The following is a 26,947-nucleotide window of genomic DNA, read 5'->3' as shown; positions in this document are numbered from 1 at the left end:
CATAGTACCAAAAAAACAAACATTCGTAAATGTGTCGATTACGTTACAGGCTCACCCATTTCTGCTGAAAAGACAAGAACAACATTTCCGTCCTCCAATCGGACGGCTATCGCTCCGCTCTCATCGAGCGCAACCGGCGTGCCATCTATGATGCCTTGTGGCGTGGTAAGACGGGCTGGCTTGTTCAATGAAACGGACAGAGCTTCCCATAGCGTTACGACAGGGGCAAAGCCTTCCGCCTGATACAGCGTATAGAGCTGCTCCCACTCCAGCATAAAAGCGGCAATGACCGCTTCCCGGCTAAGCCGCTCCCCCGAAGCGATACGCAAGGAAGTGACGCGTTCCTGCATCTCTTCCGGATAATCGGAAGACGCAAGATTGACGCTAATTCCTACCCCTGCGATGACATAGCGCAGACGGGCGTCTTCGGCTGTCGACTCCAGCAGGATGCCGCTAATTTTTTTCCCGTCAATTAACAGATCATTTGGCCATTTGATGCCGATTGGCAATGAGGTCAGTCGCGCCAAGCTGCGGCAAAGCGCTACTGCAGTCAACAAAGTCAATTGGGGAGCGAAATGAACAGGAATGGTAGGCCGCATAATCAGACTCATCCATACGCCCTTGCCTTTTGGCGACATCCAGGCGCGTCCCATTCGTCCTCGCCCGCTTAGCTGCTGCTCTGCAATGACGAGCGTACCTTCCGGCGCTCCTTCTTCTGCAAGCTTTTGAGCGACATTTTGCGTCGAATCCACTTGCTCGAACAGATGGATGCTGCGGCCGAAAGCAGCAGTCTGCAATTGTTCGTTGAGATCGTCAAGGGAGTACTTGTCCGGCACAGAGATCAGTTTATAACCGAGCCGTCTTGAGGCTTCGATCTCATAGCCTTGGTCCTCCAGCTTGTGAATTTGCTTCCAAATCGCAGTCCGGCTAACGTTTAGTTCACGGCTGATCATCTCTCCGGAAACATATTGTCCGGAATGGGCGACTAACAGCTCCAGCAATTTACTCATCGTCATTTGTCATATCCTCTGCTATCCATAGTTTAGCTTGCTCCAGCAGCCTGTGCGGCTCGTTCGGCAATTGCTGCATCGCAACCGCCAGCAGCAGACGCTTCATCGCAGATCCCATCCAACTGCCCGGTTGCCGCTTCACGCCTTGTGCTAAGGCATGTCCATCGATCTTTAGTTGTTTCAATACGGTTGCCGGCATTTCCTCCAGCCATTGCTTGAATGTCATTGCAAAGTCAGGATAAGACTCCTCGAGAATAAGAATCTCCAGCCAGTCCGCAGCTGCCTCAGCGCCGTACTCTAACACGCAAATGGTCCATTCTCTTCTGAGCTGATTCTCTTCACTATATGAACGGGCAGCCAGCGCATGCTTCATCTGTAATTGCAGACGGATAACAGCCATAACCGAAGCTTTAAGCCGGCCCGGAAAACGAAGCGATTCCATCGTCGTTTCCGTTTGTCCGACCGTTGCTCCGCTATAAGCCAGCAGCGCCGCCCATCGAAGACTAGGCTTAAGCTCTGCCAGCTTGTCCCATCGCATATTCTTCTGAATATCCGTCAATGCGGGAAGAGGCTTGGCCGTGTGCTGCAGTAAGCCGCTAGCTCCAAGCAGCTTCATGGCCGCCGCAGGACGAGGTCCTTCGATCATTTGGTCAAGCTCAGCCATCACTCGCTCCATCGCAATATGGCGAAGCAAATGATGATGGCTGCGCAATGCCCTCCACGTCCGATAGGCGAAGGAGTAGCTGAATTTAGCAGCGAATCGAACCGCCCGGAGCATGCGAAGGGCATCCTCTTGGAATCTGGCATCCGCATCTCCCACACAGCGGATTAACCGCCTTTCGATATCCAATAAGCCTTTAAAGGGGTCATACAGCTTGCCGTCCGCCATCAGCGCCATCGCGTTAATCGTTAAATCCCGGCGCAGCAAATCGCCTTCCAGGCTTGCTATGAAACGAACGCCTGCTGGTCTGCGATGCTGCTCATACTCCGATTCTGTTCGAAAAGTCGTTACCTCATACAGCTCGTTCTGAAAACGGACCGTTATCGTTCCATGCTGCAGACCCGTTGGAATGCTGTCCGGAAAAATCTCCATTACCTGCTCTGGCAGAGCAGCGGTAGCGATATCAACATCATGAATATGCAACCCCATAATCGTATCGCGTACACAGCCCCCTACGAAAACAGCTTCAAAGCCTTGCGAATTTAATTTTTCCAATACGGGCAGCGCACCCGCCATCATCTCGGGCATTACACGCCACTTGCCTTCCGTCATATCATCCGCCTCCTTCGCTCTGCCCAGCGACAGGCAACAAAACAGGCAGCTGGTTTGGCTGCCTGTTCTGTCTTAGCTTTCTGTTGTTAATCGCATACCGGTACAGGCAGCTGAGCTTCAATACCTAACACGCGGTAATAGATTTCTTCGTATTCTGTCGTAATCTTATCATTGCAAAATTCATATCGCGCGCGCTGAATACACGCTTCCTTGAAGCTTGCGTGCAGTTTCTCGTCTGAGAGCAGACGAACGGCATAACCTGCCATTCCTTCTACGTCGCCGATTGGACACAAGTAGCCGGTCTCCCCGTGCGTAACCAGCTCCGGTATGCCTCCTGCCGTCGAACCGATCGTCGGAACGCCGCAGGCCATCGCTTCCAGAGCAACTAGTCCAAAGCTCTCCTTCTCCGAAGGAAGCAGCAGCAAGTCGGCAATGGATATAACCTGAGCCACATCTTCTTGTTTGCCAAGGAAATGAACGCGGTCCTCCAAACCCATTTGCGTAATCCGGCACTGAATTTTCGACAGTTCAGGTCCTTCTCCGACAAGAAGCAGCTTCGCAGGCATACGTGCCGCAACCTTCTCGAATATTTCAACCACATCTCCGACCCGCTTCACGGGACGGAAGTTGGAAATATGCATAAGTACTTTCTCGTGCGGCGCTGCGTAATCCGCCCGGAGCGATGCAGCTTCACGAGGATAATAAATACGCTTGTCGACGAAATTATAAGTCAGATCAATCGGTTTTGTAATATCGAGCAGCGATCTCGTCTCATTAATTAAATCCTGGGACACAGCCGTAACGGCATCGCTTTGGTTAATGGCAAGACGAATCAGATCCTTCAGCGACTCATCCTGCGCAAGTACCGTAATATCGGTGCCATGCAGCGTCGTAACGGTTTTCAAGTCATCTCCGACCATTTGCTTAGCCAGATGAGCGCAGACTGCATGGGGAACCGCATAATGAACATGAAGCAGGTCCAGCTTTTCCCTTTTGGCAATTTGAGCCATCTTGCTTGCTAATGCCAGATCATACGGCGGATATCTGAAAACGTAGTAGTCATTGACTTCCACTTCATGATAATAAATGTTTTTATGAAATTTACCGAGCCTGAACGGTATGCTGTGGGTAATAAAATGAATTTCATGGCCGCGTTCGGCCATCAATTTGCCCAGTTCGGTGGCGACGACGCCCGAGCCTCCCAGGGTCGGATAACAGGTAATTCCAATCTTCAACTTTCGCGCCACTTTTGTCGCACCTCCGTTTTCACATGTTGCTTTACATTGTATATTTTATTATTCGTTATAATATGCCGCGTTATCAAGCCCCCAAGGCTTGGAAGCTAGAACAAATCGACGGCGAATGGTTGTTTGATCGCAAAACCCTCCGCATATTTCCAGCCCTTTGTTTGCCCAAGAAGCAAATCTCGCGCCGCAACCCGCTCAATATAGCGGTCGGTAAGCGGTGTTGCAACCCGGTCGCCTTCAGAGGCCGATTGAAATTGCGAGCGATAGGCGCTGAGTGAGGCCAGCTTAGCCTCGTAGTAATTGGATACATCTACAGCCAGCGATACCTCGTCCACATCATTTATGTAGTAATAGATCAACTGCTGCACCTGCACGGCTGGAAGCTCCGGCATGTAACGGCGAAGCTTAGCGTTGAATACCGCCTCTTCGACGATTTTGCTGCAAGCGATATGATCCGGATGACGGTCTACGCCATATGGGGCAAATACGATACGCGGCCTTGTGCGCCGAATTTCAGCCACTACGGCATCAATATGATCACGAGACAAAGTTAAACCGCGATCCGGCAGCCCTAAATTGGTACGCGAAGCCAAGCCAAGCACCTTGGAAGCTTCTTCCGCTTCCTGCAGCCTTAGCTCAACTGTACCGTTAGATGACATTTCAGCCTTAGTCAGATCACATATGCCAACGCGAAGACCTGCTGCTGTATGCTTAGCAATCGTCCCGCCCATTCCAATCTCAGCATCATCGGCATGCGCTCCGAAGATAAGAATATCAAGCTGTGTCATTAGACCGGCTCTCCTGGCTTATATTTATGTACCAATTCGCGCCAGCCGAAGTCGCCACGCTCCAGCGCTTTAACGAGCAGCTCAGCGGTTGCAACGTTTGTAGCCACCGGTATGCCTTGAACATCGCAAAGACGCAATAATGCGATAATGTCCGGCTCATGAGGCTGCGCCATCAGCGGATCACGCAAGAAGATGATGAAGTCCATTTCATTTTGCGCCACCAAAGCGCCAATTTGCTGGTCGCCTCCCAGAGGCCCCGACATGAAGCGGTGAATGCTTAGCTTTGTTTGTTCCATGATGCGCGTGCCGGTCGTACCGGTTGAATAAAGACGATGAGGCGAGAAAACATGCTCATATGCGATTACGAAATTGACCATTTCCTCTTTTTTACGGTCATGAGCGATAAATGCAATGTTCAACACGATGCTGTTCTCCTCTCTAACTGCTTCTTTATTAATCCATTAAATGCTCAAAGCCATAAATTAAACCGCTGTAGGTCATTATTTTTTTAATCGCAACATTGACGCCTGGCATATAGCCTGCCCGATCGTAGGAGTCATGGCGAATTTTGAGCGTTTGTCCGTATCCGCCAAACACGACTTCCTGTTGAGCGAAAACGCCTGGCAGCCTGACGCTATGTATACGGAAGCCGTTGTAGTAACCGCCGCGGGCGCCTTCAATGATCTCATGCTCGTTCGGATTGCCTTGACGAAGCTCCTCACGCGCTTGCGAGATTAATTCCGCCGTTTTGATCGATGTTCCTGACGGAGCATCCAGCTTTTGATCGCCATGATATTCGATAATTTCAACGTGTGGCATATATTTGGAGGCTTGCGCCGCGAATTGCATCATCAGAATAGCGCCGATCGAGAAGTTCGGAGCGATCAGAGCACCTAGCCCTTTTTCTTTGCTGAGCTTGTCCAGCTCTTCGATTTGTTCCGGTGTAAAGCCTGTTGTGCCTACAATTGGACGAACCCCATACTCAATCGCTGTCTTGGTATTGCTATAGGCTACCTGAGGTACAGTGAAATCTACCAGCACATCCGCTTTAGCACTGTTTAACGCTTCTTCCAAAGTCGTGCTGGCGAGGACGCCGGTATTGCCTTTGCCAGCAAAAATACCAGCGTCCACAGCGCCTGCTGAAGGAGCCACAGCGGCGACGAGCTCTAGTGTCTCATCCTCCAGCACCATTTTCACGACCTCTCGGCCCATTCTTCCGTTTGCTCCTGCAACTGCTACTTTAATTTTTTCCATTGCATTCACCTGTTCCTTTTCCGATGTCTTTCCTTTATCCCGTCGCGCAGCGCGCGCCGTTTCCGGTTTACATCTGCGAATAAACGCCGCGCAGCGGAATGGCCCGGGTCGATCCGGATCGCTTCCCTTGCGTTTGCGGCTGCTGCATCCAGCTCACCCAGCTCGGCATAAATCATTGCCATAAGAAAAAAGGCCTCAAAACTTAAAGGATCCTTCTCCGCCGCTAGCCGCAGCAAAGGTAAAGCTTCCGCATGAAGCGGCGGTATCGCTTTAATGAACTGCTCGGCGGCGATCACATTCAGCTTCGCCTCAATCGTTTGCAGATAAAAACCGTATTCCGGATGGCTGCCGTCAAGCTCGACGGCCAGCATGGCATAACGATGCGCCTTGCTCCATTTGCCGCTTCGTGAGCAGGAAATCGCACATTTATAATGATAACCGGCATTGCCCGGGTCCGCCGCAATCGCTTGCTCGAACCATTCAATCGCTTGCTCGAAATCACTGTTCAGAATATGCTCATACGCCTTTTTCACACAGCTTTCGCCGTCCATCTGCCCATCCTCCTTGTACACAGGGTGATGGTACAGCATATGTATAGAGGCAGTCTACTGTTCAGCGTTTTTTCTCGTCCACCGATCCGCGTCCCGCGTATTGAATTTATTCATTACTTTATTATGAGCTTCCGTTAGGTCAATGCCTAACGAATTGGCGAAACAAGATAAAATAAACAAAATGTCGCCAAGCTCCATTTCCACCGAATTATCGGCTTCATCGGCCTTTTTCGGCTTTTCCCCATAGAAATGGTTAACCTCGCGAGCGAGCTCCCCGACTTCTTCGCTCATTCTAGCCATCAAAGCAAGCGGGCTGAAGTAACCTTCTTTGAATTGGGAAATATATGCATCCACTTCACGCTGAATATCAGCTAACGATTTTTCGGTCATTGCGTCTATCCCTCTCCACTATTCTCAACAACATATAACAATTCATATGTTAACTTATCGAGACGATGAAAACAATGTTTTTTGAGATGGTTCGTTTTGAGCCATACTAACCATTATACGTCATCACAGGCGAAAAGGAGCCTATTTATGCTACGCAAAATGACTGCCCAATTGCAGATCATCCTCCCTATACTGGTCGGCACCGCTATCTACGCGTTTGGACTGCATTATTTCGTCATCCCGAATCAATTAACGGAGGGCGGCGTGACAGGCATCGCCGTCTTGCTTAATTATGCGCTGGGCTGGCCGCTGTCTCTATCCACGCTGCTTCTTAATATTCCGTTATTTATCGTCGGCTGGAGAACGCTCAGTCGCCAGGAAATGGCCTACACAATCGTTGGCGTCGGATCATTATCACTCTTTCTCGCATTGCTTGAACGAATGATTCATAGAGGCTGGCTTGTTCCGTTTCACACATCCCAGGACTATATTCTAGCCGCCCTCTACGCTGGCGTTACTTTAGGTACCGGGCTCGGCATCGTATTTCGTTTTGGCGGAACGACGGGCGGCGTCGATATTATCGCCCGGTTGGCTTCCCGCAAAAAAACGATCAGCATGGGGCAAGTCATATTGGGCTTCGATGTGATTATTATTGGCGCGGCGCTTCTCTATATCCCAACCGTAAAAGTATTGTACACACTCGTTGCCGTCTTTGTTGCCTCCCGGCTGATTGACTTTATACAAGACGGGGCTTACTCCGCCAAAGCATTCACGATCATTACCGATCACGGCACGGCAATGGCCGACCGAATTGCACAGGAGCTTGAACGCGGCGTCACGCTGATGCCTGCAAAGGGTGCCTTCTCCGGGCATGCAAAAGAGGTCGTATACTGCGTCGTTCAAAGGCAGGAAATGCGCCGTTTGAAATCGATCATTCGCAGTATCGACCCCCGTTCCTTCACCGTCATCAGCGAGGTGCATGATGTACTAGGCGAAGGCTTTAAGGAAGAGTGAGTAAGAATTAAATATTAGTGAAACGAACCAACTACAGCTTTTTCACGCCATAAGGCACATGTCTGTACTTCTTCCATGCTGTATAGGTAAGCGCCCCCGTAATGATAGCACCGAGGAGGAGGCTCCAGGTAATCGGATTTGCGGCGGCAGGAGGCGCGAATACAGGCTCGTCATTGGCTGCCAGCCGGTCAGCAAATAAATTAGCCAATGCCGACTGCAAATCATGAATGGAGTCGCCCGTCCAATCCTGCTTCGTCTGCCCTTTCATTCCCGCTTCGAGCAGTACATTCGTATATTTCATTCTTTCCTTAAGCTCCGTAATTCGTTCGTTTGGCCGCTGCATCGCAGCCGCCGCCTCGATTTTCGATAAATGATCGGTAAAGCTGTTCATTGCCGCCCTTGCCGCTACCGCTCCGTCTCCGGTCTGCCGATTCCATGCCTGATTCACTCTGCGCAAATCCTCCAGCATCACTTTCTCGTATTGAAGCCATAACGCATGCTGCGGGCGCAGCAAAGCATCCGTTGTCAAGTGGATGCGCGCCGACGCAAGCAGCCAATCTGTCGCTGGCTGACCGCTTCGCAGCGTCTTCTCTACCGACTGCACGCTATCCTCTAGTAGACGCCAGCCTGCCGTTTGCCCGAAACGGTGCAGCTCGTCCTTTTTCATCTGTCTCTTAAGCTGCTGCGCATATTTAAATCCCGCCTGGCGGTTGTTCGTATAAGCGGCCTCATACAAATAGTCGGCTGTCTCGTCCAGCTTCAACAGCTCCTGCTTAACAGCGGTCGTATAGTCAACTGCCCGAATTGGCGCAGGCGCAGCAAAAACGGACGTTACAGAACCGATCGTCATGGCGATACAGAATAGCATTGGTATGACGATACGTATCTTCATGAACATGGACATCCCCCCATAGAAAACTCTATGAGGGGATGTCCATGTTTAGACCTGTTTTCTTGCTCGCAACGCGAGCCAACCGACGATGAAGCTGAATATCGACAAACAATAGGTAAACAGCTCGACTTGGGGCAAGTCATCCATCAGTTGCTCTGCCAGCCAAGGGAAAACGCCAAATTGATAATCCACCGTATCGTTCAGAAGCAGCCATAACGTACCGATAAATGCCGCAATGCCTCCGGCCTTCATGAATCTCGCGTACAGCAGCACTTCAAGCGCCATGCCTAGATGAGAGACACTCAGCATCCCATGCTGCCAATTGAGCGGATCGCCCTGCCAGCCGCCGGCAACGATCATCGCTACGGCCCAAATCCCGTATTTGACTGAGGTGACAACAGCCAATCCTTCAATGATCATTCGGGTACCGTTAATCCATTTGGACGATGATTTCGGCGGGAACAAGAAATATAGCAGCACTAGCGTGAAAAACAAGCTGGCCGTCGGGCTGTCCGGCACGAATACGATCTGCCAAAGCGGGTTATGCGCAAGTGTATCCTCCAACTGATTGCCGTACCAAATATAACCGTAAATCGTGCCAAGCAGGTTCACGACAAACAATAGCCACAGCATCCCCCGGTTCATGAGAAAAGAGCGGCTCCAAAACCATGATAGATTCACGTCGTACTCTCCCTTTGCATAAGCTCTGTAAAAATTCGAGAAAAAACCTGACCGCAGATACGATCAGGTTTTTTGAAGTTGCAGCTATTATTTGGCCGGAGCCTTTTGCTTAGCGAGCCATGTTGCAAGCTGATCGATTTCATCAGCCGACAATTTGGTGCCAAATTCAGGCATTCCACCGCTCTTACCGTTAGTAACGATATCGACGAGTTCTTCTTTCGAATACTTGTCGCCTACGCCGGTCAGAGCTGGGAAGCTTCCTTGGCCTTTCAAGTCAGCCGCATGACAGCCGATACATTGTGCTTGCTTAATGATATCCATTGCAGGATCTTTAGCATCAACGATAGCAACCGCTGCAGCCGGTTTTTTAACTGTGCTAGGCGGTTCTTGGCCTTTCTCAGCTGCTTCACGCGCTTTCTCTTCCCGAACATGATGCTCTGGAATCGTATTCGTAATTTCGAGCTGATGCGTGTAGTGATCCCACGAAATGACGGTCAAATACACGACAGCAATCAGTGAAAGGAACATAAGCGATGAAGCGATCGGACGACGGTAGAAGCGGCGTTCCTTGCCCGTATCGAGGAAAGGAGCGAGCAGCAGGCCTCCGAACAGAACAGCCGGAATGCCCATCGTACCGAGTACGATATATTCTTGTGATACATATGGATATTTCAAAAATTGATACAGGAACAAGAAGTACCAGTCCGGCATCGGAATGAAAGATGCGTTTGTTGGATCCGCAGGGTAGCCCAGCGGTGCCGGCTCAGCAATCGTCCATACGAGGAAGCCGACGAGCACCACGCAGCCAACCATCCATTCCTTAAGCAAGAAGTTCGGGATGAACGCTTCCGATTTACCGGGATAGGACGTATAGTCAGGCGGAACTTGAACGCCTGCGCCCTTCTTAACACGAGAATCGCCGACAAAAACGACTTTCTCGTTTGATTTATGACCATGCGCCATAGTTAGTCCTCCCTTCGCTTAAAGTGGTCCCGAGATGCCTTGCTTCCGAATCATCAAGAAGTGAGCCGCAAGCATAGCGATCAGCGCGCCAGGCAAGAAGAATACGTGAATCGCGAAGAAGCGAGTCAACGTCTGCGCGCCTACGATATCGCCGCCATACAGGAATTGGGCGATATAAGGGCCGATATAAGGAACCGACTCCGCAATTTGAACGCCGACTTTAGTCGCAAAGTAAGCTTTGTTGTCCCATGGCAACAGATAACCTGTAAAACCAAGACCCAACATGATGAAGAAAATCAGCATCCCTACAACCCAGTTCATTTCGCGCGGCGCTTTGTAGGAGCCGGTGAAGAATACACGCAAGGTATGTAAGAACATCATAACGATTACTAAGCTTGCCCCAAAATGGTGCATGCCGCGAACGATTCCGCCGAATGCAACTTTATGGTTCAAATAGTCAACGCTTGCATAAGCATTGAGGATATCCGGTACGTAGTACATCGTCAGAAACATGCCGGACAAGATTTGAATTACAGTAATAAAAAACGTCAAGCCGCCAAAGCAATAAACGAAGGCGGAGAAGTGATGTGCGGGGTTGACGTGCTCAGGCACCTCGTGGTCCGCGACATCCCGCCATAGCGGCGTAATATCAAGACGCTCGTCAATCCAGTTGTAAACGTTTTTAAACATCTGAAATACGCCCTCCTATACTCGTGAATTCGCTTTAATTGGACCTACGTAAACGGTTCCGTCTTCAACCTTCACTTCATACTCATCAAGCGGATTCGGGGCAACGGCAAGGTTTTTGCCGTCCTTCGTATATCGCGCGTCGTGGCATGGGCAATCATATTCATTCTTGCCCTTCGTATTCCAACCGATTGTACAGCCCAAGTGCTTACATACCGGCGAAAGTGCGAATATCTCTCCGTTCGCATCTTTGGAAATCCAAGCTGCGAGCTCCGGATCGCTTACATACCATCCATCGACCTGATGAATTTGGAACTTGAATTCTTGCGGTTCATTCGTAATTTTTGATGCCTCTACTACTTTAACCCAAGTACCTTCGCCCTTTTTTTCTAACAGCGGGTCTACTGCAAAACGGACCATTGGCAAAACCGCGCCGCCCACCATAAATGCAGTCGTACCACCGAGCGTATACGACAAAAATTGACGCCGGGACATCTCTTTGCGCTGAACCGGTCGATGCGCGGTCTCGTGATGTTCGTGGTTACTCATCTTCTGTTCTACCCCCTTTGCCAACCATTTCTCGTGTTTTACCCATCGATAAAACACATGACGAACTAGGACATAACTATAATAGCCTAGGTGCTTGGGAGCGTCAAGAATATGGCTGGAGATTTGTTTACCTATAAAATGTCGTTCATAAATTTGTTGTCAAATTGTCACATTTGACCTTGTATGCCATATGTTTTCCCCAAAAGCCTATTTTATTATACAAATCTTATTTAATTGTCCTTAACCTTTCCTGCAATCCAAGCCGATTGAATGGCCGCGGCGATTGTCGACGCTGCAGGAATGGCTCCCGACGCATCGGGTGTGAACAACAGATCGGCACTCGGGCATTTCAAATTGGTCTGCTCGGCTGCTGATACGAGAATGACGAACTTGAAGCCGATGTCTTTCATTCTTGCGCAAAGCTTCTCCACTGTTGCCGATTTATCCGTTTCTTCTATGTAATGCAATGCCGGATACGTAACTACCCTCCCTTTAAACGGGATTTCGATCAAATCCATTATGTCCCTTAGCTTTTCCAGCGCCTGAGTCGCCTCATAGGGCTGTTCGCTTCCCGTCATTCCGGTCACCGGAAGCAAGCAGGTATCCAGATATGGCTTGAGCTCCTCCCACTGGTCTGCTGCAATATCGCTGAATTTCATGAAAAATTGACTCCTTCTTGCAGTGATTTATTATTTGCCTATTCTACCTATGTTAACCGCAATCGGACAGATTGCCAATCTCCGCCAACAAAAAAACTTCCGCTGGCGGTTAAGGCTGGTCGCCTGCACGCATTGCGGAAGTTGTACATTCATTTCATTTATCGCTTCATTTCATTTAATTGTTTCGCCAAGCGGTAGAACGTATCCTCGTCCCCGGACGCTAGCGCCTGGTCGATCGCTTTATACGTTTGTTCCGTGCGAAATTTCAGAACGGCTTCATCCAGAACCATTTCAGCCGCCAGCCCTAACATGGCTTCATACGTTACCTTCATTTTGTCCATAGGATACACCTCCATACCGGTGCTCGTAATTTCCCCGATTTTTTATTTTCAAAGCTCCGATGCCATATCCGGCTCCTACTAAAGCATATTCAGAAGGATCGAAGCAGTAAAGTGCGATTGCCCTTCCTATCTCCGAATATGCTCTAGCCTATACCGGAAGCTACTTATAATAGAAACATTTTATCGTTGTTCTCCAAACTGATGCCTGCCATAACTGCTCTTCCCGCTTTCGTCATACGAATGACGGTCCCGTGTTCCTGATGATCGCCGATCCTCAGCAACCCAAGATGTACCATCATACCAATCAGGCGATGCTCCAATATTTTGTTGGCGTCGTCATAGTAGTAAGGCTTGATGAGTGGCATAAGCACGGGTCTCAGCGAGGACAGCGTAACCCATTGCTCCGCCAAACCGTTAATCCATTGCGATAACGCAATCAGATTAGGAATCGGTAGTTTGTACAGCCTCAGCCAAAGTTTATAAAGCAATTCCGTCTCATTTCCCGGAGCGCCCGCCATCCGCTCTTGTCCCGCCGTTGTCAGCACAAGCGTCTGCTGGTTATCTTCGAAATAACGCATGGACCTGCAATAGTCGAAAAGCAATGACATCCGGTTCGGATAGTGATGGAAATGCCGTCCGTAGCCGAATCGCCATTCTCCCTTCGCGGGGAGCTCTTCGCGAACGGCAAAGCTGTCGAGCAATTGCATACTGAAACGTTTGTACATGGAGCCGTCTGCCGCAAGCTGGACATCATTGTGATGAATGTAGTGAAGCGTCTGGCGAATATCGCCTGACATCAGTTGCTGTTCATCTCTGTACATATGCGGCTCATCGGTATATTGCAGCTGGGCCGCATATTTGCGCTTAAGTGTATCTCGAAACCGGGTGCGTAAATCATGCGGCACTTGAAACAAGTAGCGGTTGGGACCGCTAAAACCGTTGAATAACCAGCCCTGATGCTTAAACCGTGCAATAATATCCCGTGGAGTTACTTCCTTTACCGGCTGCGGTTCGCTTTTTTTCCGGGAACGTTTCGGCTTGACCGGCGGTTCCTGCTGCTCGGCCTGCGTGACCGGCGGTTCGGTTTCTCCGAACTTGCTCTGCTGTACGCGTGCGATTAATTCCTCCAGACTGAATGAATCCCGCGTCTCGAACATTAATGAATTCAGAAAGCGCAGCTCCTCAACATTCATTCCATTGATTTGCGCTTCGAATACATCGTTTCGGCTGAGTGTTGAGAGAATCGATTGAATTAAATCATTTTTCGAGTGCCCGTTGCATTCGCAGCGGTACACGGAAGCAATTCTGCTAAGCTGGCCAATATCGGCGTAACCGAGCATATCTGAAAAATTCATCGCCACTCCCCCTCTCAGTAATGCCTGCATCTTCGTGAATTAGTACCATTATGGGGAAAAATTTATATTTTCAAACGAAGGAACAGCAAAAAAACCGATACGGGTTATTTCGCCCGATCGGCTTCACGGTGGATATTCATTCGTCTATAGATTGCATGTTCAGTTGTCAGTTGCGGGTTCGCGACAGCCAGTTCAAGATCAGCATTGTAATAATAATGCCTAGAAGAGCCAGTGCGGCCCAATATTGCGGGAATGCAGGGACGACTTTCAACACGAAGGGATCGCTTATGCTTGCTACGGGAACCTCATACTCTGCACTAATGACAAGGCCGTTGCCGGACGCATTAGCTGTGTCCATTAGCCCCGTCAACTGAGCCATCTTCTCGTCAGATGGATGGTTATCGTAGTCGATCACGAAAAAGATGAGGGCGCAGGTAAACATCGCCATGCACCCGGCGATCACGATAGCCAAGTTGCGACGGAAAGACTTGGAGAAATGGTAACTTTTCTGAGCAACCGGCATGAGCCATGACTGCTCCGCATAAATCCGATCCATTACGTTCCGATTCACATGATCGATCGGGCCAAGATGGTCCTCATCCTCCACCTCCGGCATGAAGCGAATCAGCGATTCGCTCTCTTCCCAAAGACGAAACTGCTCCGTGCAGTGTTCGCACTCCAGCAGATGGGCCTCCATCTCTTCCCTTATCGGATCCTCCTCGGACAATTCCCAATACATGCTGAATTTGTGTTGAACGTCCTCGCAGTTCATCGCGTTTTCATCCCTTCGAATTCCTCCATCATCTGCGTATCGCCGAAATAAGGCTCAAGCTGCGTCTTGACGCTCGCCCTTGCCCGGAATAGCAGCGATTTCACGGAGCTGACCGTCTGTCCTAAAATGTTGGCAATCTCTTGATAGTCTAATTGGTCATATTCCCGAAGAATTAATGCCGAACGCTGCTTCTCCGGCAAATTGTTGATCGCATCGCGAACCATCGCCATACGTTCGTTGCGCAATACGAGATGCTCGGGAGCCGACTCGGGCGAGGCAATCGGAATATGTCCCGATTCCTCCAGCGGCAAACTAGCTGCTTTCTGCTTCCGGAGTTCGCTCAGCACCGTGTTGCGTGCAATCGTATATAGCCACGTGGAAAAAGAAGCATCCACTTCACGAAAGGAATGCAAGCTTCGATAAGCTTTATAAAAGGTTTCCGAGCACAAGTCTTCCGCCAGCAATTCCAGCTTTGCGCTCTTGAGCATATGATAGATAAATGATAGAATCTTGCGTTGATATCGGCGCATCAGCTCGGAATACAGCTCAATATTGCCTTCTTTAATTTCTCTTATTAATTGGGAATCAGTCATGACAGGCGAACCTCCTCACCTGCGAATTCTTCTTCCCAGTTCGATTATGTATCATTGTACCGAACCGGAAGCGAAAAGTTGCGGTCATTAGATTAAAAAAATGATTATATGTTAGACGATATCGGCAAGATATCGGCCTATTACCAATTATTCGAGTTACTCTATCAAATTCCTGCTAGCTTCGACAGATGGTCGGTCACCCATTATTTTACAGACAAAGCATTCCTAAGTATTGTAACATAGCAACCTTAATACGTCCTGAAAATGAGAAAAATAAAACCACCTTTTTCAAGGTGGTTAGAATGTATAGAAAAACGCAGAGAAAACAACGTACTTTTCATTTTTTGATGGACCGCCGCAGCTTCAAAACAGAATAGAAAGCGCTAATGCTCAAAGCCGAGCTATGGCCGCAGCTATGCGTGTTTCTAGCGAACAGTTCTCGGTAAAATGGCTGCTAATGCGGCCGATCCGCCATCATCAATTTCCAAATCAATTGCCTACCCGCTCTGTTTGTCCGCAGCAGAAATTAATATTAATTTCCTCTCATTAAACGGTTCGCTGCCGCTGATCTCCCCTCGCAAATTGATGTGCTAATGCGGTTCGAAATGCAAAAGTACATTTTGACGAGCCTCAAATCGCTCAAAACAGTCATCAAAATGCAAAAGTACATTTCAAACGCTTCAACTTTGCCCAATTGATGCTTTTCAGGCAGATCAGCCTGCACTTTTGCATTTTGATGCGATAAATCGGCGAAAAAGCGGCTCCCAGCATGTATTTTTACATTTTGATTCGAAATGCTGCCTTTATAACGCGAAAACCTGACTACCCTTGAGGACTGCCACAAGCGCTAATTGAGTGTGGAAACTCGTTATATTTGACTAGACTCTAGATGTTTGTCTAGATGCCCCAAACTTGCTGTACAGTCTTGTACTGTATTTCACGTACTTTGTGAATGCACAGCATTTGTTTGCACGGCTTGTGTTTGCACGGCAACTATTTGCTTGCTCAGTTGGTGCTGCGTGCATTAGGGAGAGCGGAGCATTTTGAGTTCATGATGGCATTTTGAAGATTCTCTTCATGTTGCATCGTGTAAGCGATGAGATCATGGAATCAAGAACGACAGCATGAACCAAAATGCGCAGCGAACCCGGGGCTAGTGCATCACTTCAAGCTGCTCATCACATTCGCAACCAAAGCATCATAGTAGCCCATCTCGCCGGAAGTTCGGGATAACAATTGAGCGCCTTGCACAAAAGCGATGAGAATTTTGGCTTGTTCACCCGCATGCATTGACGCGTCTAACTCGCCTTCTTTTTTCCCTTGCTCCAGAACATCTTCTATCCACTTCTCATTAGCCCGGAAGAAAACATTCAGTTCATTTCGAATTTCCTCGGGAAAAGAATTCAGCTCGGCTGCCATCATGGAACATAAACATAGCTTGGTGTTGTTTTCCAACGTCTCCCGATACAGATTGAAAAAAAGCTGCAGCTTCTCCCTTCCATTTATAAGCTGAAGATTTATTTGTTCGAGTTTATGGACAAAGTCCATGCGATATCGAATAAGCACGGCCTGTACCAAATCTTGCTTCGCAGGAAAATGATAATGAATGCTCGCCTTGCGAATACCGACGGCTTCCGCAATATCCGCATAGCTGAACCCATTATATCCGCGTTCCTGAACGAGCCTAAGGCCACTATCCATAATACTTTGCAGAGTGTTATTTTTCGTATTCATACGAAAAACCTACCATCCAGTAAGTAAATTGTCAACTTCGGCAGCATTAGCGTTTCGGCTGTTTTTCCCTCCCGCCATCACCGAAGGCGATCGCTTCCTTCTCGCTAATATTCAAGTGCTCTAGCCATTTACGAATAGCTGCCGATTTGGATACTTCCACTGCTTCGAGCACATTCACAACATACCCGTGAAAACGGTGAAAACGAAGTTCCGAGAATTGAACGGCGTATTTCTTCGTCGTACATCGAGCAAAAAATCCTCCTCAGTGCGGATTCTGATCGCCGCCAGCTATTTGGAGACATAAACAGCAGAGCTGTCTATGGAATCGATTTTTGCCTTGGCCCACGTCACGGACGCTCGGAACGGCAGATAATACTGTCCGTCAGCCTTAACCGCATTGAAGCCGGTATAGGCCCCGTTCAAATAAATCTTTTTACTCTCCGCATAGATCTTAATCGTATTATCTTTTGCTTTTAAACTAACGTTTTTCGATTTATCGATCTCGATCTGGAATCCAAACGCCTGGCTGAAATCTCTTATATAGATATAACTTGAATCCTTAATACTAATAAAGCCTTGCTGCAGGCTAAAATTTTTGTCGTTTACATACAAACTCATGCTGCTGTTCGTATATACCGCGCCGCCTTCCGTATACTTATTGCAATCCCATTCCCGGTCGTAGTAGACATACTTTCCGCTGCTGGAACGATAAACATCCTTCACTTTTTTACAATGAGGATACGGAGCCGTTTCATTATAAATTACTTTCACTTTCGGAGCAGAAGACGATGAATTCGAGCTGGAACTGGATGAACTGGAACTGCCGCTTGATCTGGAGCTCGAACTGGAACTGCTGTTGGAACTGCTGCCCGAGCTTTTACCGCCATTATGGTAATGGTAGCCGGTACATAACCCCTTTCGTTTGGACTTTTCCGAACAGTTATGTCCCCCGTTGCTGTCCGTACGCCCGGAATGGGCAAAGGCTGCAAGCGGCATTAACATCGTGAAAAATAATGCAAGAATAATCGAACTGACCACTGTTTTTTTCAATGGAATCCCCCATATCTTCTGTATAATAGTTAAATTATACCAGCATTCGATCTACAGATGGCGGTTTTCACAAAATTATTGACTTCATCGTGTGCGATTTATGCAACGTTGGCGATTTATAGTATAGTGATGAGAATGAACAACAGGAAAAGAGGGAACGAATGCCTACGATACTGGTTGCTGACGACGATGCGAACATTCGCGAACTTGTTTGCTTATTTCTCCGAAATGATGGTTTCACAACGGTGGAAGCCGAAGACGGCAAGGAAGCCTTAACCGTGTATGCCTCCACTCAAGTCGATCTTGTCGTCCTTGATATTATGATGCCGATTATGGATGGCTGGACGTTATGCAAGGAATTGAGAAAAGCGAATCCGGATCTTCCGCTGCTTATGTTGACGGCTAGAGGCGAAACGTGGGAAAAAGTAAAAGGATTCGAACTGGGAACGGACGATTACTTGACGAAACCATTTGACCCATTGGAGCTCACGGTACGCGTTCGAGCATTGCTGAAGCGGTACCGCATCGGTTCCACGCAGACGATTCAATTCGGCAATGTCACGCTGGATCGTCAAACTTATAAGGTAATGAGAGGGTCCGAGTCGCTCACGCTGCCTCTTAAGGAGTTTGAACTGTTGTACAAGCTGGCTGGAACGCCTGGACAAGTGTATACCCGTGAGCAGTTGATCGATCAGATATGGGGCATCAATTATGCTGGAGATGATCGAACCATCGATGTGCACATTAAACGTCTGCGCGAACGATTCGCGTCGACGCCTGATTTTCGGATTGAGACGGTACGCGGGCTTGGGTATCGGCTTGAGGTCGACGAATGATCCGATCCTTATATACACGAGTCGTATTGACCTTTATTATTTCGGTCACCGCGGGCACGGTCATCGCTTATTTTGTGGCCACTTGGGCATACAAAGATCAACTGAACGAAAATTTGAAATTCCCCTTGCTCTACTTCGCCCAGGACGTCGCCCGGATTTACGAGGCATTACCTTCAGCTGAAGCCGATGCTTATGTAAGTGGAATGCAACAGCTCAATTCCTATCACATTCGAATGTTTGATGAGAACGGCCAGTATCAGTCTTTCGGAACACTTAACGGACGTACTGCTGCTGCTGTGTCTAAGGAACAAATACATCGAGTGCTGAACGGGGAAATTGTACATGTCAATCCAACTGGTATATCCACTACTCTGTTAGGACTGCGATTGACTACTGATTCGGGAGCAAAAGCGATCTTTGTGGAACCGAGAGCTTTTCCTTCCACCTCTTTTGTCGTCAAGTGGCTTTTAAACTTTTCGGCCCTTTCGCTAATAACAGGAAGTCTCATTATTGTCATAGCTGCCGTGTTCCTGGTCAGACCGATCAAGAAGCTGACAATTGCGACAAGGCATATTGCAGATGGAAATTTCAACGTCAAGCTCAATATTAAGCAAAAAGGCGAATTGGGCACGTTGGCGCGCAGCTTTGAAGAGATGATGTACGATTTGCAGCAGCTTGAGCATATGCGCAGGGAATTTGTAGCGAATGTGTCCCATGAAGTGCAGTCCCCGCTCACCTCGATATCCGGTTATGCTCTGGCACTCAAGCAAGTTGACATCTCTGCTGCCGATCGAAGCCGTTATCTCGATATTATTATCGCTGAAGCTAATCGGATGTCGAAGATGAGCGCCAGCCTGTTAAAGCTTAGTTTGCTTGAATCGCCATCCCAGCAGTTGCAATTGGTTACATTAAGCCTTGATGAGCAGATCAGACGGGTCATTGTGGCGATCCAGCCGCAATGGTCGGCCCGCAACATACGGTTTGAACTTAATCTGAAAGCGATCAAGCTAACAGCCGATCATGATCAATTAAATCAAGTGTGGACGAATATCATCGGCAACAGCATCAAATTTTCGATGGATGGCGGCGTCATTGCCGTCAGTATGAAGCAAGATATTAAAAATGTGGTCATCCGAATAGCGGACAAAGGCATTGGCATTACCCAGGAAGACCAGAAGCGTATATTCGAACGATTTTTCAAGGCTGATCGTTCACATAGCCGCAAGTATAGCGGCAGCGGCATGGGACTGGCCATCGTTAAACAGATCGTATCGCTTCATCAGGGCGACATTCGAGTGGAAAGCGAGCCCGGGCAAGGAACGGCCTTTATCATCACTTTGCCCATTGCTGCGCCACACGATTAACTGTAATAAAGCAAATGTTTCCTAATAAAAGCTGCATCGTCACATGCAAACGCAACTTCTGTGCATGTGACGATGCAGCTTTTTTTTGCTCGTTCATATTCCGTTCATATTGGCGTCATGAGGAGTACATTTTCGTCGTGTAATGTTTCATTAACGGCTTGTAAGGCAGCCCAATATATAGATAGAGACAGGAGCAGATGAGAATGACACAAAAAGAAGGCACGAAGAAAAACAAAGCGCTTCGTATCCTGCTTAAAATTGTAGGCGGTATCGCGATAGCAATCTTACTATTTATAGCTATTGTATATATCGTTAATGTAATCAGCAACAAAACGGACCAGAAGAAAATTGAAACCTACGGTCAGCTCGTTCCGGTAGACGGTAAAAAAATGAACGTTACGATTCAAGGGGAAGGCGAAGAAACAATCGTGCTCCTTCCTGGTTTTGGAACAGCCGCGCCCGCCATTGACTTCAAGCCGCTAATTGAAGAGCTGGCACCTTATTACAGAGTCGCTGTCGTTGAGCCCTTTGGTTATGGACTAAGTGATATGACGGATAAAGAAAGGAACACGGCCAATATTGTCAGTGAAGTTCATGAAGCTTTACAGGCGCTGAAAATTGACCGTTACATTCTAATGGGTCACTCCATTGCCGGTATTTACGGAATCGATTATGTAAATAAATATGAGAACGAAGTGATCGCTTTTGCCGGAATTGACAGCAGTGTTCCAACACAGCCAGGTATGGATGTTAAATTTGATACAGGCAAACTAAAACTGCTCCGAGAATCCGGTTTCGGCAGATTGCTGTTGAAGATAGGCGGCAGCGCTTATGATGGATTGCCGTATGACGATAAAACAAAGGAGCAGTTACAATTGATTACGCTCCGAAATGCTTACACATCCAACTACTTGAATGAAATGGTAAACATTTATCCTAACTTCCAAGCAGCCCAACACTTAACATTCCCGAAAGAGCTTCCGCTTATTTTCTTTATCCAAGCAAACAACCCGGTAATAAGCACATGGGTACCGCTGCATGAAGAGCAAATTAAAGATTCTGTTCATGGAAAAGTAATCACAATGGATGGGGAACACTATTTGCATCATACCAAATCCAAAGAAATCGCCGAAGACTTTAGAGCTTTTATGAAAGAGATTAAATAGTTGTTAAAAACCCGTGAGGATCATTCCTCACGGGTTTTCTAATGCCAGCTAAAATCTCTTATGGTGCCCATTTGTATTTCATCTCTTTAAACGTAACATCCCACAACATCTGACTGCCTTCAAGCGTTATCGTCAGTTTCTTCACTTTGTCGAGATGCACATAAAACGAATAAGGTTCTTGCTGTTCACCATCTGCAGGACGGCAAAATTCCGTATAGTTCTCCTCAAAGCCTTCAGTGGTAAAAACAACTCCCGCTTTGGCAGCGTCTGCTCCATCCGGTATGCCGCAGTATCCTTCAATGATGGTCGTATGATTGCTGAATGAATATTGATAGGTTTCAGTTTGCTTCCCGTCGCTGCTATAAAAATTGAATTGTGGCGTTATGCGCTTGCCTCCGATTTCCATCGATTTCAAATGTTCCATTGGAAGATGGCCGTTCTGCTCTTTTTTCTCCGTCAAAGCCAGCACCGGACCTTCAGCTTTCGTGAAGAACGCTTTGTCGATCAGCTGAGACAACCCTAATATCACAAGGACGAGGAAAATGCCGGACAAAATCGTGACAAGGCCGTTTCTCCAAAAGTTTGCGGAACGAAAGCCGATCTTGTAAGCGGCAAAGCCTGCCGCTGCACCTATCGTATTCTGAAATGCGTCATTCATATCAAAGCTGCCGAGCAGCGTTATGGCTTGAAGTGTCTCCAGCACCAAGATGGACATGAAAAACAACGATATAAATACGGTAAAACGAATGCGGAACAATAAAGGAATGAAAATGCCAAAGGGCACAAAAGCGGCCAGATTTCCGATGCCCACCAGGTCCATCAGCGTAAAGGAACGAAAAATAAATCCCGTCGGATACTTAAATACGACATCTGGTATGAAATAAAATGTGTAGCCCACTGTGTGCTTAGCTGCTCCCGGTCTGTTGAAGCCCAGAAACATAAAATACAAAACAGCAATTGTGTACAAAATCGTGATGAGGCAAATCAGCTTGCGATGCTTAGCTTCCATTACATTCTCCTTTGTTGTCTGCTTCTTTATTTATGTAAGACGGTATCCGTGACTGTTTTATAACACCTATTTGCAGATTTCTTAACCGCAATTACATGACTCCTTTGTTGATGGTCTGCATGAAACCATAAAAAAATAGCAATTATCAACGCATTTCACGCTGCTAACTACTATCTTCGTTACTTTCCTCGGTCTATGATTGTTGGATAATGCTGCTCCAGGATGCAAGAACTTGCTGGCGTTCTTTGTCAGACATTATTAAAGACTTCAGCTTCTTCAGCGTTTGAGGAGCATCCCATTCCAGTCGTTTATTGAAATACTTGCTGGATAGGCCATAGAAGAGATGAGGAAACATCAAATCGGCGTAAATGATGCTGCATTCCTCCGCACTTAATGGATGGACCTCGCGGTACGCCTTCAACATCGTAATCGCTTTATCCGAGCTCCACCCGTGTTTTTTCATCACCTTATTAAATATTTTACGTATATCCCTTGCCGGCAAATCGAAGGTCAAAGAATCCATATCAATAATGACTAGTCCTTGCTTCGATTTAATCAAGTTAGCTGCCGCAAAATCTTGATGGCAAAGGTTTCGTTGCACCCTTACTTTATTCACCCAATCTGTGTAATAACTCCCCTGAATCCATCGCAGCGCTTCTTTGCCTTGATCGATAAAGTGATCAACATGAAGAAGATAAAGCTTATCGAATTCGCCGCTGCTTCGGGCTAACGCTTTAAAAGCCTCTAATTGATCCAGATGCTTGATGTAACTTTGCTGCCATCCGCCAAGATGCTCCCTCTCATTGGCCGATTGATGCTGAGAGTAAAAACCTCTGGAAGCCATATGAAACTTGCCAAGCTCTTTCATAATGACGATAAGGTCTGCCGCTCCGTAGGTTGGCGATGTACCTTGAACAGCGTCAGACAATACGTAGCAGCTCCCCTTGCTGTCTTCTGAATAATAAGTTCCAGTCGTTGTAGCGACCATTTCAGGAATAGGTGCCCCGTTTTGCTGCAGATGCTTGATCGCCTGAATAAGGAAAAGCAGCCTTTGCTTGGAGACGGGCGCTTTTTTTAATATTTTACTGCCTTCGCTCGTCTCTAAGCTCCACGTCGCCTTTTTCCCTTTATCCGATATCAGCTTGATACTCTTCATTTGAAGCGGATATTGGGCCATTAATTCGGATATCGTCTGCATAATCGTTATCTGCCCCTTTGTTTTATTCGTTTGTATTTAGATACAGTAACGTTTGACAAAGGCGTTGGCTCACTATTGTAAGCTTCCATATAAATTTTATCCAGCCGATCTGCTACGTGCTCGAATGTATAGAAATCATTGACCATTTGCCTGCCTCGGGAAGCCATTTCACCAGCCTCCTCCTTGTTGGTCAGCATATAATGGATTGCCTCGGCAAAAGAGTCCGAAGACGTGTAATCACGAACGATATAACCGTTCCACATATGCCGGATAACCTCTGCATTCCCGCCGCGATCGGTTGTAATAACCGGAACCCCCGCAGCCATCGCTTCATAATGAACACGAGCCAAAGGCTCCTGCCACTGAGAACTGCAAACAAACACATCGCCCATTGAAAAATAGTTTTGGATTTCATTCGCTGGGACGAACTTGGTGAATATAATTTTGTTGCCATAAGGCTTTGCCAGCTTCAGTAACCATTTCCCATAGCCGTCAATCGTGTTATCGCTGAACCATTTGCCCCCCACAATAACTAGGACGGCATCCGGGTGATTCTCCAGCACTCTGCTCATCGCCTGGATAAGCAAGTGAGGGCCTTTTTTGACACTGAGCCGCCCGACAAATAAAATAACTTTCTTGTCTTGAACGCCGTATTGCGTTCGTAATTGATTTCGTATGTTCATTCCACGGGAGGTCCAAATCGGGTAGTAGCTATTGGGGTCAAATCCGGAGTAAATCGCTTCTGTTTTATCCTCTGCCGCCGGAACACGTCTTGTTATCGTCGATTTGATATACTTACTGACGGTCGTTAGTTTGTGAACATACTGGACGCAAAGCTGTGCTTCTGTATCCGATATTTTCTTCTCTTCAAACATCTCGTTATGCAAGCTGACGACAAAACGGCTTGATGGAGAAGCTTCCTTATAAAGCGCAATGTTCTTAGGTCGATTGAATACATGAACGACGTCATAGGCATGAGCCTTCAACGATCGTTTCACTTCTTTCACATAGGTTTCTTTGGGAAATCTGATATATTGAATACCGTTTCGTATTTCCTGATCGGGTAAAGTTTCATCTGTAATGGAATAAATCGTTAAATCATGTTTGCGGGATAACATAGGCGATATCCCGTCCATCATGATTTGAATAGCCCCCCCTTTAATAGCGGGTGAGGGGAGTTTTTCCGTGCATATGAATGCCAGTCTCATGCGAGGATAGTCTCCTGTCATTTGTAATAGTGGCTGAAATATTCAACTTCCCTAGCTAAGCCAGTCATTAGACTAATTTTGGGCTCGTATTTCAAAAGCTTGCTGGCTTTGGATATATCGGCCCAAGTGTGCATAGGCTCTCCATGCATATTGCCGCTTTGAATAATATCCGCTTTTTTCCCAGTCAAAAGCTCCAAGTTGCGAATAACATTTGTTATGGTGGATCTCTCTTTACCGCCAATATTAATGGTTTCTCCGATTACGCTGGGAGCGTTAACGATTGCTGCGGTTGCTTCCACGCAATCACTTATATAAGTGAAGTCCCGTGATTGCGATCCATCGCCAATCAAGGTGATGGAATCGTTATTCAACAATTGTCTAATGAAACGATGAAACGCCATATCGGAGCGTTGGCGCGGTCCATACACCGTAAAGTAGCGTAAAATAACGATAGGAACCTTCTCGCTGTAGACGCGGCATAGATGTTCACCTGTTAATTTACTGACACCATAGGGCGCTAACGGTGCCAGCTTTCTGTCCTCAGACACCTTCCCTGTCGTTTCTCCATAAACGGATGAGGTGGATACAAACACAAATTTTTGGAGCGATGATTGACTGCAAGCTTCCAGCAGCCGTTGTGTGCCAAGTATATTCGTATCTGCGTAATTGCGGAAATCTGCTCCCCAACTCGATCGAACACCCGGTATGCCAGCCAGGTGGAAGACAATGTCAACCTCTTCAAGCGTTTTGTGCCAGTCGATGTTCAGTATATTCGCTGTAATCATTTGAAAATTAGGATGGTTATAAAAACCCTCCATATTTTTAGTACCAATTACTTGCAATTCCTCGCGAACAAAAGCATCGACTCCAATTACTTCATGGTCACCGCTCGCAAGCAAATGCTCACAAAGATGTGATCCAATGAACCCTGCTGCCCCAGTTACGACGATTTTCATGGCCGACCAACGCCAACATATTCAAATCCGTACATTTCTACCGTTTTTCTATTCAAGCAATTTCGTCCATCGACAATAACGGGACGCTTCATCAACGCTTTCACCCTGTCCCAATCCGCTTCAAGAAAGGCAGACCAGGCAGTTGCAACGACTAATAGATCGGCTTGTTCTACAGCTTCATAAGGATTGGAGCACCAGACAACCGAAGAAAGCTTAGGTGATACAAGCGGGTCATACGCATACACTTGATACCCTTTACGTATTAGCTTTTTCATTAAAACGATAGCTTGGGAATAGCGGATATCATCCGTATTTTCTTTAAATGTCGCCCCCCATACAGCAATACGCGGCTTATCTGAACGTTTGCCCAAAGAATGAGTTATTTTATTCAGGTAAATGTCTACTTGTGAACGATTGATTTTCTTAACGGCCTGTACCAGATCCAGTTGGATATCCTTCGCTGCCGCAACATAATTCAAGGCGTTCACATCCTTAGGAAAGCAGGACCCGCCATAACCCAAGCCTGCTTGCAGAAACCTGGGTCCGATACGCCGATCCATGCCTATCCCTCTCGAAACCTCCATTATATCTGCATGGTATGCGTCGCATATTCGAGCTATTTCATTAATAAAAGAAATCTTCGTTGCTAGAAATGCATTGGAAGCATATTTGATTAATTCAGCCTCCAAGCGATCCGTTATTAGAAATTGAGTCTGCAAATTTTGATAGAGCTCCTGTACTTTCAATGCCGCTTCGCTCTGCTTCGCACCAATAACGATTCGATCCGGATGAACCGTATCCTCGATAGCAGTACCTTCCCGAAGAAACTCCGGATTCGAGACAATCTCAAATAAACGTTTGTCAACTCCTTGCCGCTGCAAATCGGCTTCAATCCAATCTGCGGTGCCAGGCGGAACGGTGCTTTTCAAAATAATAATTTTTGGAGTACGAATCGTTTGCGATAATGCGTCTATGACGCCTTTCACGTAAACCATATCGGCACTGCCATTTTTAGCTGAAGGGGTGCCTACCGCAATCATAATGCAGGGGCAATCCGCCATATACCTTTTACTATCTGTATCGAAAAAAAGCTTGCCCTTCTCTTGATTTTTCGCAATCATTTCAGTTAATCCCGGTTCATAAATGGGGATGATCCCTTGCTGAAGCTTTTTGATTTTTTCTTCATCCACATCTGTGCAATATACGGTATGACCGATGTCCGCTAATACAGCTGCTGTAGTCAAACCGACATAACCCGCTCCGATTATACAAATATCCATTCCTCGCTACCCCTTTCGACGCTACTACAACTACTATATTAAGATTCTATTAATAAAGGTCACGGCTATTATGATCTATTAAATGAGGATAGAACTATTAAATGGGTTGATGGATTCACCTATTTAT

At 47.3% G+C, this 26,947-nt stretch carries 29 protein-coding genes and 1 pseudogene; 4 read left to right on the top strand and 26 right to left on the bottom strand.

Translation table 11 applies throughout. From position 1 onward, the window contains the following. Positions 1–38: 38 nt before the first annotated feature. The 8 genes from IEX98_RS04730 to IEX98_RS04695 all read right to left on the bottom strand — a co-directional run bounded on the left by IEX98_RS04730 (position 39) and on the right by IEX98_RS04695 (position 6,513). Positions 39–1,016, bottom strand: coding sequence for a biotin--[acetyl-CoA-carboxylase] ligase (locus IEX98_RS04730; RefSeq protein ID WP_188887734.1), 978 nt, complete (start codon positions 1,014–1,016; stop codon positions 39–41). Then, on the bottom strand, positions 1,003–2,283 hold the full coding sequence (locus IEX98_RS04725) for a CCA tRNA nucleotidyltransferase (protein WP_188887733.1): 1,281 nt from the start codon (positions 2,281–2,283) through the stop codon (positions 1,003–1,005). Before IEX98_RS04725 ends, IEX98_RS04730 begins: the two co-directional genes overlap by 14 nt. 86 nt (positions 2,284–2,369) lie before the next feature. Beyond that, a complete protein-coding gene (bshA, locus tag IEX98_RS04720) occupies positions 2,370–3,530 on the bottom strand; it encodes an N-acetyl-alpha-D-glucosaminyl L-malate synthase BshA (RefSeq protein ID WP_188887732.1) in 1,161 nt (386 codons plus the stop codon). A gap of 95 nt (positions 3,531–3,625) precedes the next feature. After that, complete coding sequence (gene bshB1, locus IEX98_RS04715; protein WP_188887731.1) at positions 3,626–4,318, bottom strand: bacillithiol biosynthesis deacetylase BshB1; 693 nt, start codon at positions 4,316–4,318, stop codon at positions 3,626–3,628. Then, positions 4,318–4,740, bottom strand: coding sequence for a methylglyoxal synthase (locus tag IEX98_RS04710; protein WP_042162366.1), 423 nt, complete (start codon positions 4,738–4,740; stop codon positions 4,318–4,320). Before IEX98_RS04710 ends, bshB1 begins: the two co-directional genes overlap by 1 nt. Before the next feature lie 31 nt (positions 4,741–4,771). Next, positions 4,772–5,572, bottom strand: a complete 801-nt coding sequence (gene dapB / locus IEX98_RS04705) for a 4-hydroxy-tetrahydrodipicolinate reductase (protein ID WP_188887730.1) — start codon at positions 5,570–5,572, stop codon at positions 4,772–4,774. Positions 5,573–5,577: 5 nt separating this feature from the next. Further along, positions 5,578–6,123: a tetratricopeptide repeat protein gene (locus IEX98_RS04700; protein WP_188887729.1), complete on the bottom strand. Its 546-nt coding sequence runs from the start codon at positions 6,121–6,123 to the stop codon at positions 5,578–5,580. Between the two features lie 54 nt (positions 6,124–6,177). Next, positions 6,178–6,513 carry a nucleotide pyrophosphohydrolase gene (locus IEX98_RS04695; protein ID WP_188887728.1) on the bottom strand — a complete coding sequence of 112 codons (336 nt, stop codon included), beginning with the start codon at positions 6,511–6,513 and terminating at the stop codon, positions 6,178–6,180. A 147-nt stretch (positions 6,514–6,660) separates the two neighbouring features. Between IEX98_RS04695 and IEX98_RS04690 the strand changes: the two genes are divergently transcribed. Then, the gene (locus IEX98_RS04690; RefSeq protein ID WP_188887727.1) at positions 6,661–7,527 is read left to right on the top strand and encodes a YitT family protein; all 867 of its coding nucleotides are present in this window, start codon (positions 6,661–6,663) and stop codon (positions 7,525–7,527) included. A 31-nt stretch (positions 7,528–7,558) separates the two neighbouring features. Here the strand turns inward: IEX98_RS04690 and IEX98_RS04685 are convergent, their stop codons facing one another. The 13 genes and pseudogenes from IEX98_RS04685 to IEX98_RS04625 form a co-directional block, all read right to left on the bottom strand. Continuing rightward, positions 7,559–8,425, bottom strand: a complete 867-nt coding sequence (locus IEX98_RS04685) for a sporulation protein YpjB (RefSeq protein WP_188887726.1) — start codon at positions 8,423–8,425, stop codon at positions 7,559–7,561. A 42-nt stretch (positions 8,426–8,467) separates the two neighbouring features. After that, a complete protein-coding gene (locus tag IEX98_RS04680) occupies positions 8,468–9,100 on the bottom strand; it encodes a DUF1405 domain-containing protein (RefSeq protein WP_188887725.1) in 633 nt (210 codons plus the stop codon). Between the two features lie 87 nt (positions 9,101–9,187). After that, positions 9,188–10,063: a menaquinol-cytochrome c reductase cytochrome b/c subunit gene (locus IEX98_RS04675; protein WP_188887724.1), complete on the bottom strand. Its 876-nt coding sequence runs from the start codon at positions 10,061–10,063 to the stop codon at positions 9,188–9,190. Positions 10,064–10,081: 18 nt separating this feature from the next. Next, the gene (qcrB, locus tag IEX98_RS04670; RefSeq protein ID WP_042162381.1) at positions 10,082–10,753 is read right to left on the bottom strand and encodes a menaquinol-cytochrome c reductase cytochrome b subunit; all 672 of its coding nucleotides are present in this window, start codon (positions 10,751–10,753) and stop codon (positions 10,082–10,084) included. Between the two features lie 15 nt (positions 10,754–10,768). Further along, positions 10,769–11,299 carry a QcrA and Rieske domain-containing protein gene (locus IEX98_RS04665; protein ID WP_188887723.1) on the bottom strand — a complete coding sequence of 177 codons (531 nt, stop codon included), beginning with the start codon at positions 11,297–11,299 and terminating at the stop codon, positions 10,769–10,771. A 230-nt stretch (positions 11,300–11,529) separates the two neighbouring features. After that, on the bottom strand, positions 11,530–11,958 hold the full coding sequence (locus IEX98_RS04660; protein WP_188887722.1) for a DUF2487 family protein: 429 nt from the start codon (positions 11,956–11,958) through the stop codon (positions 11,530–11,532). Positions 11,959–12,116: 158 nt separating this feature from the next. Further along, positions 12,117–12,299: an IDEAL domain-containing protein gene (locus tag IEX98_RS04655; RefSeq protein WP_042162387.1), complete on the bottom strand. Its 183-nt coding sequence runs from the start codon at positions 12,297–12,299 to the stop codon at positions 12,117–12,119. A 164-nt stretch (positions 12,300–12,463) separates the two neighbouring features. Then, positions 12,464–13,654, bottom strand: a complete 1,191-nt coding sequence (locus IEX98_RS04650) for a hypothetical protein (protein WP_188887721.1) — start codon at positions 13,652–13,654, stop codon at positions 12,464–12,466. A gap of 166 nt (positions 13,655–13,820) precedes the next feature. Next, positions 13,821–14,426: an anti-sigma factor family protein gene (locus IEX98_RS04645; protein WP_188887720.1), complete on the bottom strand. Its 606-nt coding sequence runs from the start codon at positions 14,424–14,426 to the stop codon at positions 13,821–13,823. After that, positions 14,423–15,019: an RNA polymerase sigma factor gene (locus tag IEX98_RS04640; RefSeq protein WP_188887719.1), complete on the bottom strand. Its 597-nt coding sequence runs from the start codon at positions 15,017–15,019 to the stop codon at positions 14,423–14,425. Before IEX98_RS04640 ends, IEX98_RS04645 begins: the two co-directional genes overlap by 4 nt. Positions 15,020–16,180: 1,161 nt before the next feature. Then, positions 16,181–16,753 carry a TetR/AcrR family transcriptional regulator gene (locus IEX98_RS04635; protein WP_188887718.1) on the bottom strand — a complete coding sequence of 191 codons (573 nt, stop codon included), beginning with the start codon at positions 16,751–16,753 and terminating at the stop codon, positions 16,181–16,183. 64 nt (positions 16,754–16,817) lie between these two features. Next, a pseudogene (locus tag IEX98_RS04630) lies at positions 16,818–16,976 on the bottom strand (HAD hydrolase family protein); the annotation flags it as partial. A gap of 65 nt (positions 16,977–17,041) precedes the next feature. After that, entirely contained in the window at positions 17,042–17,803 is a 762-nt protein-coding gene (locus tag IEX98_RS04625) for a YHYH domain-containing protein (protein WP_188887717.1), read from the bottom strand. Between the two features lie 161 nt (positions 17,804–17,964). On the opposite strand from IEX98_RS04625, the gene IEX98_RS04620 reads away from it, so the two are divergent. The 3 genes from IEX98_RS04620 (at position 17,965) to IEX98_RS04610 (ending at position 21,169) form a co-directional block, all read left to right on the top strand. Further along, on the top strand, positions 17,965–18,639 hold the full coding sequence (locus tag IEX98_RS04620; protein ID WP_188887716.1) for a response regulator transcription factor: 675 nt from the start codon (positions 17,965–17,967) through the stop codon (positions 18,637–18,639). Further along, positions 18,636–20,003, top strand: a complete 1,368-nt coding sequence (locus IEX98_RS04615; protein WP_188887715.1) for a sensor histidine kinase — start codon at positions 18,636–18,638, stop codon at positions 20,001–20,003. Before IEX98_RS04620 ends, IEX98_RS04615 begins: the two co-directional genes overlap by 4 nt. Before the next feature lie 203 nt (positions 20,004–20,206). Beyond that, positions 20,207–21,169 carry an alpha/beta hydrolase gene (locus tag IEX98_RS04610; RefSeq protein ID WP_229691962.1) on the top strand — a complete coding sequence of 321 codons (963 nt, stop codon included), beginning with the start codon at positions 20,207–20,209 and terminating at the stop codon, positions 21,167–21,169. Positions 21,170–21,227: 58 nt separating this feature from the next. Here the strand turns inward: IEX98_RS04610 and IEX98_RS04605 are convergent, their stop codons facing one another. The 5 genes from IEX98_RS04605 to IEX98_RS04585 all read right to left on the bottom strand — a co-directional run bounded on the left by IEX98_RS04605 (position 21,228) and on the right by IEX98_RS04585 (position 26,820). After that, complete coding sequence (locus IEX98_RS04605; protein WP_188887713.1) at positions 21,228–22,178, bottom strand: VanZ family protein; 951 nt, start codon at positions 22,176–22,178, stop codon at positions 21,228–21,230. Between the two features lie 193 nt (positions 22,179–22,371). After that, positions 22,372–23,376, bottom strand: a complete 1,005-nt coding sequence (locus IEX98_RS04600) for a CotS family spore coat protein (RefSeq protein WP_188887712.1) — start codon at positions 23,374–23,376, stop codon at positions 22,372–22,374. A 5-nt stretch (positions 23,377–23,381) separates the two neighbouring features. Further along, complete coding sequence (locus tag IEX98_RS04595) at positions 23,382–24,584, bottom strand: glycosyltransferase family 4 protein (protein WP_188887711.1); 1,203 nt, start codon at positions 24,582–24,584, stop codon at positions 23,382–23,384. 17 nt (positions 24,585–24,601) lie between these two features. Beyond that, positions 24,602–25,540 (bottom strand): NAD-dependent epimerase/dehydratase family protein, encoded by a 939-nt coding sequence (locus tag IEX98_RS04590; protein WP_188887710.1) that lies wholly within the window; start codon positions 25,538–25,540, stop codon positions 24,602–24,604. Beyond that, complete coding sequence (locus IEX98_RS04585; RefSeq protein WP_188887709.1) at positions 25,537–26,820, bottom strand: UDP-glucose dehydrogenase family protein; 1,284 nt, start codon at positions 26,818–26,820, stop codon at positions 25,537–25,539. The genes IEX98_RS04590 and IEX98_RS04585 overlap by 4 nt, the downstream gene beginning before the upstream one ends. Positions 26,821–26,947: the final 127 nt, after the last annotated feature.

This window comes from Paenibacillus radicis (ex Gao et al. 2016) (assembly GCF_014641555.1).
Taxonomy (GTDB): Bacteria; Bacillota; Bacilli; order Paenibacillales; family Paenibacillaceae; genus Pristimantibacillus; species Pristimantibacillus radicis.
Note: the sequence above shows the minus strand (reverse complement) of the source record. Positions and strands in the feature narration are given on the sequence as shown.

Coding starts and splice junctions, on each gene's coding strand:
- IEX98_RS04730 (WP_188887734.1), bottom strand. CDS start 1,016: ATGACGATGAGTAAATTGCTGGAGCTGTTAGTCGCCCATTCCGGACAA.
- IEX98_RS04725 (WP_188887733.1), bottom strand. CDS start 2,283: ATGACGGAAGGCAAGTGGCGTGTAATGCCCGAGATGATGGCGGGTGCG.
- bshB1 (WP_188887731.1), bottom strand. CDS start 4,318: ATGACACAGCTTGATATTCTTATCTTCGGAGCGCATGCCGATGATGCT.
- dapB (WP_188887730.1), bottom strand. CDS start 5,572: ATGGAAAAAATTAAAGTAGCAGTTGCAGGAGCAAACGGAAGAATGGGC.
- IEX98_RS04700 (WP_188887729.1), bottom strand. CDS start 6,123: ATGGACGGCGAAAGCTGTGTGAAAAAGGCGTATGAGCATATTCTGAAC.
- IEX98_RS04695 (WP_188887728.1), bottom strand. CDS start 6,513: ATGACCGAAAAATCGTTAGCTGATATTCAGCGTGAAGTGGATGCATAT.
- IEX98_RS04690 (WP_188887727.1), top strand. CDS start 6,661: ATGCTACGCAAAATGACTGCCCAATTGCAGATCATCCTCCCTATACTG.
- IEX98_RS04685 (WP_188887726.1), bottom strand. CDS start 8,425: ATGTTCATGAAGATACGTATCGTCATACCAATGCTATTCTGTATCGCC.
- IEX98_RS04675 (WP_188887724.1), bottom strand. CDS start 10,063: ATGGCGCATGGTCATAAATCAAACGAGAAAGTCGTTTTTGTCGGCGAT.
- qcrB (WP_042162381.1), bottom strand. CDS start 10,753: ATGTTTAAAAACGTTTACAACTGGATTGACGAGCGTCTTGATATTACG.
- IEX98_RS04665 (WP_188887723.1), bottom strand. CDS start 11,299: ATGAGTAACCACGAACATCACGAGACCGCGCATCGACCGGTTCAGCGC.
- IEX98_RS04660 (WP_188887722.1), bottom strand. CDS start 11,958: ATGAAATTCAGCGATATTGCAGCAGACCAGTGGGAGGAGCTCAAGCCA.
- IEX98_RS04655 (WP_042162387.1), bottom strand. CDS start 12,299: ATGGACAAAATGAAGGTAACGTATGAAGCCATGTTAGGGCTGGCGGCT.
- IEX98_RS04650 (WP_188887721.1), bottom strand. CDS start 13,654: ATGAATTTTTCAGATATGCTCGGTTACGCCGATATTGGCCAGCTTAGC.
- IEX98_RS04645 (WP_188887720.1), bottom strand. CDS start 14,426: ATGAACTGCGAGGACGTTCAACACAAATTCAGCATGTATTGGGAATTG.
- IEX98_RS04640 (WP_188887719.1), bottom strand. CDS start 15,019: ATGACTGATTCCCAATTAATAAGAGAAATTAAAGAAGGCAATATTGAG.
- IEX98_RS04635 (WP_188887718.1), bottom strand. CDS start 16,753: ATGAATACGAAAAATAACACTCTGCAAAGTATTATGGATAGTGGCCTT.
- IEX98_RS04620 (WP_188887716.1), top strand. CDS start 17,965: ATGCCTACGATACTGGTTGCTGACGACGATGCGAACATTCGCGAACTT.
- IEX98_RS04615 (WP_188887715.1), top strand. CDS start 18,636: ATGATCCGATCCTTATATACACGAGTCGTATTGACCTTTATTATTTCG.
- IEX98_RS04610 (WP_229691962.1), top strand. CDS start 20,207: ATGACACAAAAAGAAGGCACGAAGAAAAACAAAGCGCTTCGTATCCTG.
- IEX98_RS04605 (WP_188887713.1), bottom strand. CDS start 22,178: ATGGAAGCTAAGCATCGCAAGCTGATTTGCCTCATCACGATTTTGTAC.
- IEX98_RS04600 (WP_188887712.1), bottom strand. CDS start 23,376: ATGCAGACGATATCCGAATTAATGGCCCAATATCCGCTTCAAATGAAG.
- IEX98_RS04595 (WP_188887711.1), bottom strand. CDS start 24,584: ATGAGACTGGCATTCATATGCACGGAAAAACTCCCCTCACCCGCTATT.
- IEX98_RS04590 (WP_188887710.1), bottom strand. CDS start 25,540: ATGAAAATCGTCGTAACTGGGGCAGCAGGGTTCATTGGATCACATCTT.
- IEX98_RS04585 (WP_188887709.1), bottom strand. CDS start 26,820: ATGGATATTTGTATAATCGGAGCGGGTTATGTCGGTTTGACTACAGCA.